Consider the following 14,613-nt stretch of genomic DNA (forward strand, 5'->3'; position numbering starts at 1 on the left):
ATGGGAGTCACCGAGCTCGCGGACTATCCGTGGGACGCCGTCGCGCCGTACGCCCGGCGCGCGAAAGAGCACCCCGGCGGCATCGTCGACCTCTCCATCGGATCGCCGGTGGATCCGACCCCGGACGTGGTCGCCTCGGCGCTGAAGCGTGCGACGGACGCACACGCCTACCCGCAGACGATCGGCACGCCCGCCCTGCGGGAGGCCGTCGCCGAGTGGTATCGGCGGCGCCGCGGGGTGTCCGGGCTCGCGGCTGGGGACGTGTTGCCGACGATCGGATCGAAGGAGTTGGTGGCACTTCTTCCCCTGCTCCTCGGCGTCGGGCCGGGTGAGATCGTCGTCCATCCGCGCGCGGCGTACCCGACCTACGAGGTCGGGGCGACGGTGTGCGGGGCGACGGCGGTGGCCGCCGATGACCCGGCCGCCTGGCCCGAGGGCGCGGCGATCATCTGGATCAACTCTCCCGGCAATCCCGACGGCCGGGTCTGGGGCGTCCCCGAGCTCCGCGCCGCGGTCGCGCGGGCGCGCGAACTGGGCGCGCTCCTCGTCGCAGACGAGTGCTACGCCGAGCTCGGGTGGGAGGCGCCCTGGGATCGCGCGCCGATCCCGTCGGTGCTGGACGACCGTGTCCGCGATGGATCGTTCTCGGGTCTGCTGTCGGTGTACTCCCTCAGCAAGCAGTCCAATCTCGCGGGGTACCGGGCGGCATTCCTCGCGGGCGACCGGGCGGTCGTGTCTCGTCTGACCGCGGCGCGGAAGCACCTCGGCCTCATTGTGCCCGCGCCCGTGCAGGCGGCGATGACCGCGGCGCTCGGCGACGACGAACACGTGCGGATCCAGAAGGATCTGTACGGACGGCGCCGCGCGCTGCTCCTCCCGGCTCTGCAGGGCGCCGGGTTCCGTGTGGATCGGAGCGAGGCGGGTCTGTACCTCTGGGTGACCGAGGGACGCGACGCATGGGACTCGTTGGCGCGCCTGGCCGAGCTCGGCATCCTCGCCGGACCGGGCCACTTCTACGGCCCGCACTTCCCCGAGCACGTCCGCGTGTCCTTGACGGCCTCCGACGAGCGCATCGCGGCGGCGGCGGAACGACTCCGCAACGCGGCGCCCGCTCATCTGTGAGGGTTCCTCCATCGGATCCGGCTTCGCATTGGCGATGTCCGGAGTAGGCGCGCGCGGCTACTAGGCTGTATGCGAACCCCCGGCACGATCACCAATCGCGAGGAGGCGCCGTGAGCGAAGCGGGCACCACACAGGACAAGGCCACTCTCACGATTGGCGACCGCACGGCGGAATTCCCCGTCCTGCACGGTACCGACGGCATCCCCAGCGTGGACATCTCCACGTTCACCCGCCAGACCGGCCACACGACGCTCGACTACGGCTTCGTCAACACGGCGGCGACGAAGTCGGCGATCACCTACATCGACGGCGACGAGGGCATCCTCCGCTATCGCGGGTATCCGATCGAGCAGCTGGCGAAGAACAGCACGTACCTCGAAGTCGCGTGGCTGCTGATCTACGGCGAGCTGCCGACCGCGGACCAGCTGGCAGAGTTCGACGGTCGGATCCGTCGCCACACGCTTCTCCACGAAGACCTGAAGCGCTTCTTCTCCGCGCTCCCGCACAACGCGCACCCGATGTCGGTGCTGTCGGCGGCGACGGCGGCGCTCTCGACGTACTACGAGGGCGAGTCCGACCCCCACAACCCCGAGCACGTCGAGCTGAACACCATCCGGATGCTGGCGAAGCTCCCGGTGATCGCGGCCTACGCGCACAAGAAGAGCATCGGTCAGGCCTTCCTCTACCCGGACAACTCCCTCGGGTTCGTCGACAACTTCCTCAAGCTGAACTTCGGCGTGCTGAGCGAGATCTACGAGATCAACCCCGTGATGTCGCGGGCCCTCGAGCGGCTGCTCATCCTCCATGAGGACCACGAGCAGAACGCCTCGACCTCGACGGTCCGGCTGGTCGGCTCCACCGGCGCCAATCAGTTCTCGTCGATCTCGGCCGGGATCAATGCCCTCTACGGACCTCTCCACGGCGGCGCGAACGAAGCCGTCCTGGAGATGCTCGGCCGCATCCGCGACTCCGGCGAAAGCGTCGAGCGGTTCGTCGAGCGGGTCAAGAACAAGGAAGACGGCGTGAAGCTCATGGGCTTCGGGCACCGGGTGTACAAGAACTACGACCCGAGGGCCAAGCTCGTCAAGGAGTCCGCGGACGAGGTCCTCGAGGCCCTGGGTGTGAACGACCCGCTCCTGGATCTCGCGAAGCAGCTCGAAGAGATCGCCCTCAGCGACGACTACTTCCGCGAGCGCCGGCTGTATCCGAACGTGGACTTCTACACGGGTGTGATCTACAAGGCCATGGGATTCCCCACGCGCATGTTCACGGTGCTGTTCGCGATCGGCCGGTTGCCCGGATGGCTGGCGCAGTGGCGCGAGGCCGTTACCGATCCGCAGACCAAGATCGGTCGCCCTCAGCAGCTGTACACCGGCTCGCCGGCCCGGAACTACCCCGGCCTGGGCTGATCCCGCGTTCCGGCGGTTTCAGCCGAGGGCCGCGGCGTAGTCGGGCACCTGTCCGGCATCGTCGCGCGGCGGCCGCTCATACCCGCCGGAAGCCGGTCGCGACGGGATCTCGATCGCCGGCCGCTCGACCTCCCGGTAGGGGATCCGTGACAGCAGGTGGTGGATCATGTTGATCCGGCCTCGCCTCTTGTCCTCGTTGTCGACCTCGAACCAGGGGGCTTCGGGGATGTCCGTATGGATGAACATCGTGTCCTTTGCGCGCGAGTAGTCCTCCCACTTGGTGATGGACAGGACGTCGTTGGGACTGAGCTTCCATCGGCGCATCGGATCCTCCGAGCGTGAACGGAAGCGGGCCTCCTGCTCGACATCCGACACGCTGAACCAGTACTTCAGCAGCACGATGCCGTCTTCCACCAGCATCCGCTCGAAGATGGGCGCCTGGTGCAGGAACCGGTGGTACTCGGCTTGCGTGCAGTAGCCCATGACGTGCTCGACGCCGGCGCGGTTGTACCAAGAGCGGTCCATCAGCACGATCTCACCCGCGGCGGGCAGGTGCGGTACGTACCGCTGGAAGTACCACCGCGTCCGGTCGCGCTCACTCGGCGTCGGGAGGGCCACGACCCGCGTCACGCGCGGATTGAGGTACTCGGCCACGCGCTTGATCGTCGAGCCCTTGCCCGCGGCGTCGCGGCCCTCGAAGATGACCACGATCCGGGCGCCGGTGTGCTGCACCCAGGCCTGCATGTCGACGAGGCGCGCCTGCAGTCGCGCGAGTTCGGCTTCGTACGTCTTCTTCGACAGTCGCGCCGACATGGGATCTCCTTCGATCGGACGCCGCTCAGGCGTGGAGGGCGTCGTTCAGCGTCACCCCGGCGCCGGCGCGCCGGACGGCCTCGACCGCACCCGTGAGGGAGTTGCGACGGAAGAGGATCCCGTTCCGGCCGGAGAGCGCAGCACCCTTCACGCTCGGACGGCGACCGTCCTCGTCGGGGGCCTCGTCCGCGAGGACGATCTTGGAGCCTGCGGTCACATAGAGTCCGGCCTCGACGACGCAGTCGTCGCCGAGGGAGATGCCGATGCCCGCGTTGGCGCCGAGGAGCGTGCGCGCACCGACGGAGACGACGTGCGCGCCGCCGCCGGAGAGGGTGCCCATGATGGAGGCGCCGCCACCGATGTCGCTGCCGTCGCCCACGACCACACCCTGGGAGATGCGGCCCTCGACCATGCTCGCCCCGAGCGTTCCGGCGTTGAAGTTCACGAAGCCCTCGTGCATCACCGTGGTTCCGGGGGAGAGATAGGCCCCCAGTCGCACCCGCGACGCGTCGGCGATGCGGACACCGACCGGGGTGACGTAGTCGAGCAGGCGGGGGAATTTGTCCAGGCTCTGCACCTGGATGCCCTCGCGAAGGAGGAAGGGGCGCAGGCGCGTGGCATCATCGGGGTGCATCGGGCCCGCGGTGGTCCACGCGACGATCGGCAGGTGGGCGAAGATCCCGTCGAGGTTCAGTGCGTTCGGTGCCACCAGGCGGTGGGAGAGTGCGTGCAGGCGCAGGTAGGCATCCGGCGTCGAGGCCGGGGGCGCGTCCAGATCGATCTCGACGACACGGACGTCCAGCTCCACCGCGCGTCGCGGGTCCGGTACGGCGTGCCGCTCGAGGTCGCCCGAGATCAGTGCGGGCTGACCGCCGCGGGGCATGCGGCCCTCCGCGGGCTGCGGGTACCACGTGTCGAGGACGGTGCCGTCCTCGGACGTCGTGACTAGACCGCAACCCCAGATGTACCGCGCATCGCTCATGCCTCCACGGTAGCGGTCGGGAACGGTCCTCGGAGATCCCCGTCGCCCCCTCGGTAGACTTCGACAATGCCCGCGCTCGATCTCACGCAATCCTCCGTCGACCTCACGCGCGTCATCTGCGACATCCCCAGCGTGTCCGGTGAGGAGACCACGCTCGCCGATCTGATCCATGAGGCCGTGTCGGCGCTCGATCACCTGGAGGTGTATCGCGACGGCGACACCATCGTCGCCCGCACCCACCTCGGACGGGATCGTCGCGTCGCGATCGCCGGACACATCGACACCGTTCCGATCAACGGCAACGTGCCGACACAGGATCGCGTCGTGGACGGGAACCAGGTCCTCTGGGGGCGGGGGACGGTCGACATGAAGGCCGGCGTGGCCGTCCAGCTGGTGCTCGCGGCCGAACTGACCGATCCGACGGTCGACATCACCTGGATGTGGTACGACCACGAAGAAGTGGATGCCGAACTCAACGGTTTGACGCGGCTCTCGCGCACGCGTCCCGATCTTTTCGCCGCGGACTTCGCGATCCTGGGCGAGCCCTCCAACGGCGAGGTGGAGGGCGGGTGCAACGGCAACCTGCGGGCGCTCGTGACCACGACCGGTGTGCGTGCGCACAGCGCCCGGTCCTGGATCGGGGAGAACGCGATCCATGCGGCCGCGCCCATCCTCACCCGACTCGCCGAGCACCGTGCCCGGGAGGTCACCGTCGACGGGCTGGTGTATCGCGAGGGACTCAACGCCGTTCGGATCTCCGGCGGAATCGCCGGCAACGTGATCCCGGATGAGTGTCGTGTCGAGGTCAACTACCGCTTCGCCCCGAGTCGCGACGCCGCGGAGGCGGAACGCGTGGTGCGGGACGTCTTCTCCGGGTTCGACGTCGAGATCGTCGATCTCGCCGAAGGCGCGCGCCCGGGACTCGACGCCGAGCTGGCTCAGGACTTCGTCCGAGCCGTCGGCGCCGAGCCGCGCCCGAAGTACGGCTGGACGGACGTCGCGCGGTTCAGCGCTCTCGGCGTGCCGGCGGTCAACTACGGCCCCGGGGACCCGCACCTGGCGCACCACGACGAGGAGCGGGTGCCGATCGCGCAGATCGAAGCGGTCGAACGCGGCCTGCGCGCGTGGCTGAGCGCCGGCTGACGGTGCGTCCGGGGGCTCTCGCCGCGCGCGTCGCGGTGCAGCCGGCCCTGTGGATCGGCATCCTCTATCTCGCGGCGCGAGCGGTCACGACAGCCTTCCTCATCCTCGCGGGGTCCCTGTCCACCCCGTCATCGCGCTTCGGCGACGCTCCTGCGCTCGGCGACCTCGTCGTGGGGTGGGACGCGCGGTGGTACTGGATCATCGCTGTCGTCGGGTACCCGACAACGTTGCCGCTGACGGATGACGGACTCGTGGCGGAGAACGCGTGGGCGTTCCTGCCCGTCTACCCCTTCCTGGCGCAGACGGTGAGCCTGCCGTTCGGGCACTGGGCCGCGGGGGCCTTGCTCGTCTCGCTGGTCGCCGGCTACGCCGCGTGCTACGTCCTCTACCGCCTGCTGCGCACCCGGCTGAGCGTCATCGCCTCCACCTGGGCCGTGGTCTTCTTCGCCTGCGGACCGCTGGCCGCACTGTTCCAGGTGGGGTACGCCGAGACGCTGAACCTCCTGTGGCTGTTCCTCGCGCTCTGGGCGCTCATCCGTCGGCGATGGGGGTGGCTGTACGTCCTCATCCCTCTCATGGGCTTCACACGTCCCGGTATCCTCGCCTTCTCACTGATGCTCGCCCTTTACGGGATCTGGCGGTGGGTGCAGCGCAAGAGGGACCCGCTGCCGGTGCGCGAGATCATCCACATCATCGCCACGGGTCTGCTGGCAGCCGCCGTCGGGTTCGCCTGGCAGATCATCGCCGGCGTCGTGACGGGCCGGTCCGACGCGTATCTCGCCACGGAGCTCGCCTGGCGCAGGATCTGGATGCCGGGGGAGGCCGACTTCGTCCCCCTCCACGGCTTCCTCGAGGCGGTGGAGTTCTGGTTCGGCCGGATGTGGCAGGTCGATCCCCTTGTGGGATACGTCCTTCTCGTCGCGCTCGTGGCCGCCGTCGCGGCGTTGCTGTTGTGGGCGAAGCCGGTGCGCGCACTCGGGGTCGAGATCGGACTGTGGTCGGTCGGCTACATCGTGTACCTGCTTCTCGTGTTCTTCCCGCAGTCGAGCATCTTCCGTCTTCTTGTTCCGCTCTCGCCCCTGTGGGGAGCATTCGCCGTTCCACGATCGCGCATCTGGCGCTGGAGCGTCCTGGCCGCCTGTCTCGTCGGGCAGTGGTGGTGGATCTACAACATGTACGGGCTCGGGAACATGACCTGGCAGGTCCCGTGACTGGCACGGGATGTCACGTTCTGTGGACGGGGTTCGGGCACAGGCGCCGCTCAGGGATAAACTTGGCCTCGCAGAACATCGATGAAAAGGAGCCGCAATGGCAGCCATGAAGCCGAGAACCGGAGACGGGCCGATGGAGGCCGTGAAGGAGGGTCGCCTCATCATCGTGCGCGTGCCGCTCGAGGGGGGTGGGCGACTCGTCGTCTCCGTGAACGACGCTGAGGCCAAGGAGCTTCATGACGTCTTGGGGGGCGTCGTCAGCGCAGCCTGATCAGCAGGAAAGACGAACGGCCGGTCCCACGACCGGCCGTTCGTCTTTCCCTCTGGTCAGGCTGAGGGAACCGTGGTGAGCTGGAGGAGACCCTCGCCGACGATGGAGAGCGCCCCGATGACGGCGGGCGAGCTCTGCGTCTCCTGGATCAGTGAGCGATACGCGCTGGTGACGGGATCGCGACGCACCGGATCCGCGACCGCACCATGTCCGAGGACGCGCGGCACCAGGACCGTGCCGCCCGCGCGGACAAGACGGAGCCCGTGCTCGACGTATTCGATGACACCGTCGGGGTCCGCGTCGACGAGGACGATGTCGTAGGACGCCTCGTTCATGCGGGGAAGCACCTCCGCCGCGCGACCCGTGATGAACCGTGCACGGGCGGCCGGTACGCGGGCTTCGGAGAAGGCCTGACGCGCGGCGCCAAGGTGCTCCGGCTCCTTGTCGATGGTGGTCAGCGTCGCTCGCGGGGAACCGTGCAGGAGCCACAGTCCGGACACTCCGGCGCCCGTTCCGATCTCGACGATGTTCAGAGCCTGCGACGCCGCCGCGATCACGGCGCACTGGGCCCCTACCGGAGCGCTGATCGGCGCCGCCCCGAGTTCGAGGGCGTGCGCGCGAGCACGCGCGATGTGCTCGGGTTCGAGCGTCGATTCGTCGGCGAACCTCTGGTTCGCGTCATGACCTGCCATGGGTGTTCCTCCGGTTCAACCCTAGGTGCGCTCCCGGGCGTCAGCCTGCAGGCGCGACGGTAATGTGAAGGCATGTTCTTCGGGCTGACGATCGAGAAGCTTCTGCTGATCGGTGTGATCGCGGCCTTCGTCATCGGACCCGAACGGCTCCCTCGCTACGCGGAGGGTCTCGGGCGACTCACCCGACGGGTGAAGGACTGGATGAACACGGCCAAGACGCGCGTGCGGGACGAGATGGGCGAGGAATTCCAGGACGTCGATTGGCGAACGCTCGACCCTCGTCAATACGACCCTCGACGCATCATCCGCGAGGCTCTCCTGGATGACACCCCGGTCCCGACGGTGAAGGCCGCCGCGGCGGCCGGAGCGGTCGCCGCCATGGGGGCTGCGGGCGAGGCGCATCGCGAGGAGCGCGCCGCGCCGTCGAGGCTGCTGGCGGGTGAGACGGCGCCCTTCGACGATGAGGCCACCTGAGCGGATCCTGGCGGCACCCGGGCGGTCCCGCGTCAGCGCGTCCGCAGCGGAAGGGAGCGCCCGGCCAGACTGCGCCGAGTGCCGGCGAGCTCGTCCGCGAGCGCCGCGATCGCACGGGCAGCCGGCTCATCCGGGACGGCGAGCACGACGGGGGAACCGGCGTCCGACGTCGCGCGGAGCGCGGGACTGAGCGGCACCGACGCCAGAAGGGGAACGTCCGCGGTCTGATCGACCGACAGCGCCGCAGCCACAGCGGCGCCGCCGCCGGAGCCGAAGACCTCCATGACCGAGCCGTCCGGAAGTGTCATCGCCGCCATGTTCTCCACGACACCGATCACCCGTTGGCCGGTCTGCCGGGCGACCAGTCCGCTGCGGACCGCCACATCGGAGGCACTCGTCTGCGGCGTCGTCACGACGAGCACCTCGGCGTGGGGGAGCAGCTGACCGACGGAGATGGCCACGTCGCCCGTCCCCGGTGGCATGTCGAGCAAAAGCACGTCGAGGTCGCCGAAGTGGACGTCTGTCAGGAACTGCGACACGGTGCGGTGCAGCATCGGACCACGCCAGGCCACGGCGGGCAGGACGCCGTCGTCACCCTCGCGGCGCAGGAACATGCCGATCGAGATCACCTTCACGCCGTGCGCCACCGGCGGCAGCATCACGTCGTCGATCCGGGTGGGGGAGGGCGCACGGCCGTGTTCGTCCACGAGTCCCAGCAGGGCGGGGATGGAGAAGCCGTGCACGTCGGCGTCGATGAGGCCCACGGACAACCCGCGCTGCGCGAGGGCGACCGCGAGGTTCGCCGTGAGCGTGGACTTCCCGACGCCGCCCTTGCCGCTGGTCACGGCGACGACTCTCGTCAGGGAATCGGCGTCGAAGGGCATCGTGCGGGCGGCGCGTCCACCGCGAAGCCGGTCGGTGAGGGCGTGCCGCTCGTCGGGTGTCATCACGGTAAGCGAGACCTCGGTGTCCGACACTCCGGCCACAGACGAGGCGGCGTGCTCGACATCCGCTCTGATGCGATCTGATGCCGGGCATCCGACGATGGTGAGGGCGATTTCGACGCGGGCGATGCCGCCGTCGACGCTGATGGTGCGCAACATGTCGAGCTCGGCGAGCGGGCGCCGCAGTTCGGGGTCCATCACGGCGCCGACGGCGGCGGTGACGGCGGCGACGGTGCTCGAGGTCATCGTCGCTCGTCCTCGGAGTCAGGGCCGGTGCCGTCGAGACGGTCGAGGATCGCTCGAAGCTCCGCGCGCAGGACGTCGCGGGTCACGACGTCCGCGGAGATGTCGGTCAGTGCCATCCGCAGCGCGACGATCTCCCGAGCCAGGTACTCCGTGTCGGCGAGGTTGCGCTCGGCCCGCTGGCGATCCTGCTCGATCTGCACCCGGTCACGGTCGTCCTGGCGGTTCTGCGCCAGCAGGATCAAGGGGGCGGCGTACGAGGCCTGCAGGGAGAGGACGAGGGTGAGGGCGGTGAAGCCGAGCGCCGCGTCGTCGAAACGCCACGACTCCGGCATCGTGGTGTTCCACAGGATCCAGCCCACGCAGAAGAGCGTGAGGGCGAGGAGGAAGACGGGCGTCCCCATGTTCCGCGCGATCCACTCGGTGAACCGGCCGAATCGATCCCGGGAAGGCTGCGGCGCGCGCGCGAGCATCCCTCCACGGCCGCGGGGGGCGTCCAGAGACGGTCGCTTCGTGGAACGGGCCATCATCGCCGCCTCGGAATGATCGGCACGGCGGCCGTCGACGGGGCGCGCGCGGGCTCGGGGATGTCACTGGAGCGCCAGTCATCGGGAAGCAGGTGATCAAGCACGTCATCGATGCTCACCGCTCCGACCAGGCGTCGGGCCTGGTCGATCACCGGAACGGAGACGAGGTTGTAGCTGGCGAGCATGCGCGCGACCTCGGCGGCACTGGCGGTGGCCGAGATCGGCTCCAGCGTGTCGTCGATGATCGCGCCGAGACGCTCGTGCGGGGGATACCGCAGCATCCGTTGGAAGTGGACCGTGCCCAGGAAGCGTCCGGTCGGCGTCTCATAGGGCGGCAGGGTGACGAAAACCGCGGCGGCCAGCGCGGGATGCAGCTCATGCCGGCGGATGAGTGCGAGGGCTTCCGCGACCGTCGCGTCGGCCGAGAGGACGATCGGCTCGCTCGTCATCAGACCCCCGGCCGTGTCGGGGCCGTACTTCAGCAGGGCGCGCACGTCCTCCGCCTCCTCGGGCTCCATCAGGTCGAGAAGCTCCTCGGAGCGCGCCTCGGGGAGCTGTCCGAGAAGGTCGGCGGCGTCATCCGGCTCCATTTGATCGAGGATGTCGGCGGCGCGTTCGTCGCCGAGAGCTTCGAGGATGTGCACCTGCTCGTCCTCCGGCATCTCCTCGAGCGCGTCGGCGAGTCGATCATCGGGCAGCTCTTCGGCCACTTCGAGCAGCCGCTCTTCGGGAAGGTCGAGCAGCGTGTTCGCGAGATCCGCCGCCTTGAGGTCGGAGAACGTGGCGACGAGCTGTTCCGCGGACTGCGACTGCCCCGGGGTCTGCTCTTCCCGAACCTCGGCCCAGGACGCGAAGGTGGTGGGGCCCTTGGCGAAGGGGGAGGCGCTCGTACGCGGTCGGCGCAGGAAGAGCTGGCCGACGTCCCACTCGCCCAGGCGACTGCGCTCGATGGCGACGTCTTCGATGACGGCGCGACTCGATCCATCTCGGAGGTACACCGTGCGGCCGAGCATCTCCGCCATCACGCGGACTTCTCCGCCGCGCTGCTGGAAGCGCCGGACGTTGATGAGGCCGGTCGTGATGACCTGACCTGTGGCGATCGAGGTCACGCGGCCGATCGAGACGAACACGTGGCGACGACCCGGGATCTCCACCACGAGCCCCACCACGCGCGGGGGATCGTCCTTGCGGTAGATGACCACGACGTCGCGGACCTTCCCGAGACGGTCCCCGGCCGGATCGAACACCGCGCAGCCCGCGAGACGCGCGACGAAGACCCTTTGCGTGCTCACACGTCCCAGCGTAGCCCCGGGCCCGTGGGAGGATGGAGCGATGAGCATGTTCGGCGGCAGGGCGGCGATGTCCGCCGGCGACGTCGGTCAGACCGTGGCCGGCTACAGCACCTACGAAGCGGCGCAGAAAGCCGTGTCGACGCTGATCGGGGCCGACATCCCCGCGCGTCACATCGCCATCGTCGGATCCGGTCTGCGCTCGGTCGAGCGCGTGACCGGGCGGCTCGGCTACGCCACCGCCGCCCGGTCGGGAGCGGTCAACGGTCTCCTCCTGGGTCTGCTCTTCGCTGCGGTACTCGTGATCGGGTCTCCGACGCTTCCGATTCCCGTCTTCGTGGGTGTCCTTTTCGTGGGAGTAGCCCTGGGGATGCTGCTGAGCTTGACGACCTACTCGCTCGTGCGGAAGAGGCGCGACTACGCGTCCGTGATCCAGGTCGTCGCCGACCACTACGACGTGACCGTCCCGGCATCCGATCTCGCACGCGCACGCGACGCGCTCGGAGTCGGGGCTGCCGCGCCGGCCGGCCCGCGTCCCACCGCGGATTCCGAGCCGCCGCGCTACGGCGAACGGGTAACGCCGTCGCCGCCGGCATCCACCGAGGCCGCGGCGGACGACGACCGCGCCTGATGCGCGGCGTGCGGCGGCGCGAATGAGCGGCGAGAGGGTGGTCGAATCCACGCGGACGTGCGTGGTCGAGCTGCCCTCCGGAGCACTCTCCCTTCCGGTCCTGCGGGTCGAGCCGCCGGCGCCCCGGGCGACGGTGATCCTCGCGCCCGGTGCAGGGGCCGGTGCCGCACACCCGTTCATGGCCGCGATGGCCGCGGCGATCGCGGACTTCGGGATGACCACGGTGCGGTTCGACTTCCCCTACCGCGTCCTGGGACGACGGATGCCGGGACCCGCTTCGCACTCGATCCTCGCGTGGGCGGCGGTGTTCGAAGACGCGCGACTGGAGAGTGGCACCGCCCCGATCGTCGCCATGGGCAAGTCCTACGGAGGACGCATGGCGTCGATGGCGGCGGCGGAGGACACGATCGACCCCGACGCGCTGGTCTACCTCGGCTACCCCCTCCACCCTCCCGGACGTCCGGAGAAGGAGCGCGCCGCGCACCTTCCGCGCATCACCGTGCCCCAGTTGTTCGTGTCGGGGAGGCGCGACCCGTTCATCCTTCCGGCCGAGCGCTGGGATGTGATCGTCGGGACGTGTCCTGCCGCGTCGATCGCGTGGATGGACGGCGCGGGGCACTCGTTCGAGCGGTCGAGAGACCGCAGAACGGTGATGGACGTCGCGGCGTCCGTCCTCGCTGAAGCCCGCGATTTCCTGGACGACGTCGTCTCGTCACAGCGCGACACGCCCGGGGGAGAGGCCAGATTTGCCCGACCCCCGGATCCCGCGTAAGTTATCTCTTGTTCGCCCCAAAGGGAAGCGAGCGCCGGGATCACCGAGCGCCCCCCTCAAGCATCGAACACCTCCTCCAGAACATGACTTCTGTCATGGAAGGAAGAGTCCGGCGTCTGTCGTCACTCCGCTTCGGCCGATTTGACACAGGGATCGCGCCGGGTAAGATCGAGAAGTTGCCCTTCGAGCAGAGCTGAGAAGCCGAGCGGGAGGAGCATCCGATCCTTGAGAACTCAACAGCGTGCACTTGTCAAATGCCAAATTATCCTCGTCGGTCTTCGGACTGGTGAGAATTCCTTTGGATCAAAGTCCAATCTCTTTTTGGAGGGGTTGGCATCTGGATAGTCAGTTTTGACTTCCTGTTTGGTCAGATTGAACTCGCTGACTCGGCCTTATTCCGGTTGGGTTGGTTTTTTTCTTTTACGGAGAGTTTGATCCTGGCTCAGGATGAACGCTGGCGGCGTGCTTAACACATGCAAGTCGAACGGTGAAGCCAAGCTTGCTTGGTGGATCAGTGGCGAACGGGTGAGTAACACGTGAGCAACCTGCCCTGAACTCTGGGATAAGCGCTGGAAACGGCGTCTAATACTGGATATGAGCTGCGGAGGCATCTTCGTGGTTGGAAAGATTTTTCGGTTTGGGATGGGCTCGCGGCCTATCAGCTTGTTGGTGAGGTAATGGCTCACCAAGGCGTCGACGGGTAGCCGGCCTGAGAGGGTGACCGGCCACACTGGGACTGAGACACGGCCCAGACTCCTACGGGAGGCAGCAGTGGGGAATATTGCACAATGGGCGGAAGCCTGATGCAGCAACGCCGCGTGAGGGATGACGGCCTTCGGGTTGTAAACCTCTTTTAGCAGGGAAGAAGCGAAAGTGACGGTACCTGCAGAAAAAGCGCCGGCTAACTACGTGCCAGCAGCCGCGGTAATACGTAGGGCGCAAGCGTTATCCGGAATTATTGGGCGTAAAGAGCTCGTAGGCGGTTTGTCGCGTCTGCTGTGAAATCTGGGGGCTCAACCCCCAGCCTGCAGTGGGTACGGGCAGACTAGAGTGCGGTAGGGGAGATTGGAATTCCTGGTGTAGCGGTGGAATGCGCAGATATCAGGAGGAACACCGATGGCGAAGGCAGATCTCTGGGCCGTAACTGACGCTGAGGAGCGAAAGGGTGGGGAGCAAACAGGCTTAGATACCCTGGTAGTCCACCCCGTAAACGTTGGGAACTAGTTGTGGGGTCCATTCCACGGATTCCGTGACGCAGCTAACGCATTAAGTTCCCCGCCTGGGGAGTACGGCCGCAAGGCTAAAACTCAAAGGAATTGACGGGGACCCGCACAAGCGGCGGAGCATGCGGATTAATTCGATGCAACGCGAAGAACCTTACCAAGGCTTGACATACACGAGAACGCTGCAGAAATGTAGAACTCTTTGGACACTCGTGAACAGGTGGTGCATGGTTGTCGTCAGCTCGTGTCGTGAGATGTTGGGTTAAGTCCCGCAACGAGCGCAACCCTCGTTCTATGTTGCCAGCACGTAATGGTGGGAACTCATGGGATACTGCCGGGGTCAACTCGGAGGAAGGTGGGGATGACGTCAAATCATCATGCCCCTTATGTCTTGGGCTTCACGCATGCTACAATGGCCGGTACAAAGGGCTGCAATACCGCGAGGTGGAGCGAATCCCAAAAAGCCGGTCCCAGTTCGGATTGAGGTCTGCAACTCGACCTCATGAAGTCGGAGTCGCTAGTAATCGCAGATCAGCAACGCTGCGGTGAATACGTTCCCGGGTCTTGTACACACCGCCCGTCAAGTCATGAAAGTCGGTAACACCTGAAGCCGGTGGCCCAACCCTTGTGGAGGGAGCCGTCGAAGGTGGGATCGGTAATTAGGACTAAGTCGTAACAAGGTAGCCGTACCGGAAGGTGCGGCTGGATCACCTCCTTTCTAAGGAGCATCTGGAGACTTCGGTCTTCCAGGCGCCAGATCAGGACCGAATGTGTTCTGCTGGTTAGCTCATGGGTGGAACATTTGACTTGGTGTCGAGGATTGATTCTCTGGTTAGTACGGCCTTCGGGTTTGGAACGTTGGGGGGG

At 67.3% G+C, this 14,613-nt stretch carries 14 protein-coding genes and 1 rRNA gene; 9 read left to right on the top strand and 6 right to left on the bottom strand.

The window, feature by feature from the left end:
* Window positions 1–1,122 (top strand): succinyldiaminopimelate transaminase, encoded by a 1,122-nt coding sequence (dapC, locus tag KZC50_RS13980; protein WP_310892072.1) that lies wholly within the window; start codon window positions 1–3, stop codon window positions 1,120–1,122.
* A gap of 110 nt (window positions 1,123–1,232) precedes the next feature.
* Window positions 1,233–2,531 carry a citrate synthase gene (locus KZC50_RS13985; RefSeq protein WP_082334622.1) on the top strand — a complete coding sequence of 433 codons (1,299 nt, stop codon included), beginning with the start codon at window positions 1,233–1,235 and terminating at the stop codon, window positions 2,529–2,531.
* 18 nt (window positions 2,532–2,549) lie between these two features.
* Here the strand turns inward: KZC50_RS13985 and ppk2 are convergent, their stop codons facing one another.
* Both ppk2 and dapD read right to left on the bottom strand, forming a co-directional pair.
* A complete protein-coding gene (ppk2, locus tag KZC50_RS13990; RefSeq protein WP_310892073.1) occupies window positions 2,550–3,344 on the bottom strand; it encodes a polyphosphate kinase 2 in 795 nt (264 codons plus the stop codon).
* 25 nt (window positions 3,345–3,369) lie between these two features.
* On the bottom strand, window positions 3,370–4,326 hold the full coding sequence (gene dapD, locus KZC50_RS13995) for a 2,3,4,5-tetrahydropyridine-2,6-dicarboxylate N-succinyltransferase (protein WP_310892074.1): 957 nt from the start codon (window positions 4,324–4,326) through the stop codon (window positions 3,370–3,372).
* A gap of 66 nt (window positions 4,327–4,392) precedes the next feature.
* Between dapD and dapE the strand changes: the two genes are divergently transcribed.
* From dapE to KZC50_RS14010, 3 genes are all read left to right on the top strand, one after another.
* Complete coding sequence (gene dapE, locus KZC50_RS14000) at window positions 4,393–5,469, top strand: succinyl-diaminopimelate desuccinylase (RefSeq protein WP_310892075.1); 1,077 nt, start codon at window positions 4,393–4,395, stop codon at window positions 5,467–5,469.
* Window positions 5,451–6,680, top strand: a complete 1,230-nt coding sequence (locus KZC50_RS14005; RefSeq protein ID WP_310892076.1) for a hypothetical protein — start codon at window positions 5,451–5,453, stop codon at window positions 6,678–6,680. The genes dapE and KZC50_RS14005 overlap by 19 nt, the downstream gene beginning before the upstream one ends.
* Before the next feature lie 97 nt (window positions 6,681–6,777).
* The gene (locus KZC50_RS14010) at window positions 6,778–6,951 is read left to right on the top strand and encodes a DUF3117 domain-containing protein (protein WP_064485917.1); all 174 of its coding nucleotides are present in this window, start codon (window positions 6,778–6,780) and stop codon (window positions 6,949–6,951) included.
* A 56-nt stretch (window positions 6,952–7,007) separates the two neighbouring features.
* Here the strand turns inward: KZC50_RS14010 and KZC50_RS14015 are convergent, their stop codons facing one another.
* On the bottom strand, window positions 7,008–7,643 hold the full coding sequence (locus KZC50_RS14015) for an O-methyltransferase (RefSeq protein WP_310892077.1): 636 nt from the start codon (window positions 7,641–7,643) through the stop codon (window positions 7,008–7,010).
* A 72-nt stretch (window positions 7,644–7,715) separates the two neighbouring features.
* Between KZC50_RS14015 and KZC50_RS14020 the strand changes: the two genes are divergently transcribed.
* Window positions 7,716–8,117: a twin-arginine translocase TatA/TatE family subunit gene (locus KZC50_RS14020; protein WP_053547192.1), complete on the top strand. Its 402-nt coding sequence runs from the start codon at window positions 7,716–7,718 to the stop codon at window positions 8,115–8,117.
* A 32-nt stretch (window positions 8,118–8,149) separates the two neighbouring features.
* On the opposite strand, the gene KZC50_RS14025 is transcribed toward KZC50_RS14020, so the two are convergent.
* The 3 genes from KZC50_RS14025 to KZC50_RS14035 are packed head-to-tail and all read right to left on the bottom strand — an operon-like array spanning window position 8,150 to window position 11,123.
* On the bottom strand, window positions 8,150–9,307 hold the full coding sequence (locus KZC50_RS14025) for an Mrp/NBP35 family ATP-binding protein (RefSeq protein WP_301133420.1): 1,158 nt from the start codon (window positions 9,305–9,307) through the stop codon (window positions 8,150–8,152).
* Window positions 9,304–9,831: a DUF1003 domain-containing protein gene (locus KZC50_RS14030; protein WP_310892078.1), complete on the bottom strand. Its 528-nt coding sequence runs from the start codon at window positions 9,829–9,831 to the stop codon at window positions 9,304–9,306. Before KZC50_RS14030 ends, KZC50_RS14025 begins: the two co-directional genes overlap by 4 nt.
* Window positions 9,831–11,123 carry a magnesium transporter MgtE N-terminal domain-containing protein gene (locus KZC50_RS14035; RefSeq protein WP_053547195.1) on the bottom strand — a complete coding sequence of 431 codons (1,293 nt, stop codon included), beginning with the start codon at window positions 11,121–11,123 and terminating at the stop codon, window positions 9,831–9,833. Before KZC50_RS14035 ends, KZC50_RS14030 begins: the two co-directional genes overlap by 1 nt.
* Window positions 11,124–11,163: 40 nt before the next feature.
* Between KZC50_RS14035 and KZC50_RS14040 the strand changes: the two genes are divergently transcribed.
* The 3 genes from KZC50_RS14040 to KZC50_RS14050 all read left to right on the top strand — a co-directional run bounded on the left by KZC50_RS14040 (window position 11,164) and on the right by KZC50_RS14050 (window position 14,464).
* Window positions 11,164–11,751 (top strand): YflT domain-containing protein, encoded by a 588-nt coding sequence (locus tag KZC50_RS14040; protein WP_301133415.1) that lies wholly within the window; start codon window positions 11,164–11,166, stop codon window positions 11,749–11,751.
* A 22-nt stretch (window positions 11,752–11,773) separates the two neighbouring features.
* Entirely contained in the window at window positions 11,774–12,523 is a 750-nt protein-coding gene (locus KZC50_RS14045) for an alpha/beta hydrolase family protein (protein ID WP_310892079.1), read from the top strand.
* A 419-nt stretch (window positions 12,524–12,942) separates the two neighbouring features.
* Window positions 12,943–14,464 (top strand): 16S ribosomal RNA (locus KZC50_RS14050).
* The last annotated feature ends 149 nt before the right edge of the window (window positions 14,465–14,613 follow it).

Source organism: Microbacterium aurantiacum (genome assembly GCF_031625015.1).
Classification (GTDB): domain Bacteria; phylum Actinomycetota; class Actinomycetes; order Actinomycetales; family Microbacteriaceae; genus Microbacterium; species Microbacterium aurantiacum.

Excerpts from the sequence above, each read along its gene's own strand:
- KZC50_RS14040 (WP_301133415.1), top strand. The coding sequence starts at position 11,164 with ATGAGCATGTTCGGCGGCAGGGCGGCGATGTCCGCCGGCGACGTCGGT.
- dapC (WP_310892072.1), top strand. The coding sequence starts at position 1 with ATGGGAGTCACCGAGCTCGCGGACTATCCGTGGGACGCCGTCGCGCCG.
- KZC50_RS14030 (WP_310892078.1), bottom strand. The coding sequence starts at position 9,831 with ATGGCCCGTTCCACGAAGCGACCGTCTCTGGACGCCCCCCGCGGCCGT.
- KZC50_RS14015 (WP_310892077.1), bottom strand. The coding sequence starts at position 7,643 with ATGGCAGGTCATGACGCGAACCAGAGGTTCGCCGACGAATCGACGCTC.
- KZC50_RS14025 (WP_301133420.1), bottom strand. The coding sequence starts at position 9,307 with ATGACCTCGAGCACCGTCGCCGCCGTCACCGCCGCCGTCGGCGCCGTG.
- KZC50_RS14020 (WP_053547192.1), top strand. The coding sequence starts at position 7,716 with ATGTTCTTCGGGCTGACGATCGAGAAGCTTCTGCTGATCGGTGTGATC.
- dapE (WP_310892075.1), top strand. The coding sequence starts at position 4,393 with ATGCCCGCGCTCGATCTCACGCAATCCTCCGTCGACCTCACGCGCGTC.
- KZC50_RS14010 (WP_064485917.1), top strand. The coding sequence starts at position 6,778 with ATGGCAGCCATGAAGCCGAGAACCGGAGACGGGCCGATGGAGGCCGTG.
- KZC50_RS14045 (WP_310892079.1), top strand. The coding sequence starts at position 11,774 with ATGAGCGGCGAGAGGGTGGTCGAATCCACGCGGACGTGCGTGGTCGAG.
- ppk2 (WP_310892073.1), bottom strand. The coding sequence starts at position 3,344 with ATGTCGGCGCGACTGTCGAAGAAGACGTACGAAGCCGAACTCGCGCGA.
- dapD (WP_310892074.1), bottom strand. The coding sequence starts at position 4,326 with ATGAGCGATGCGCGGTACATCTGGGGTTGCGGTCTAGTCACGACGTCC.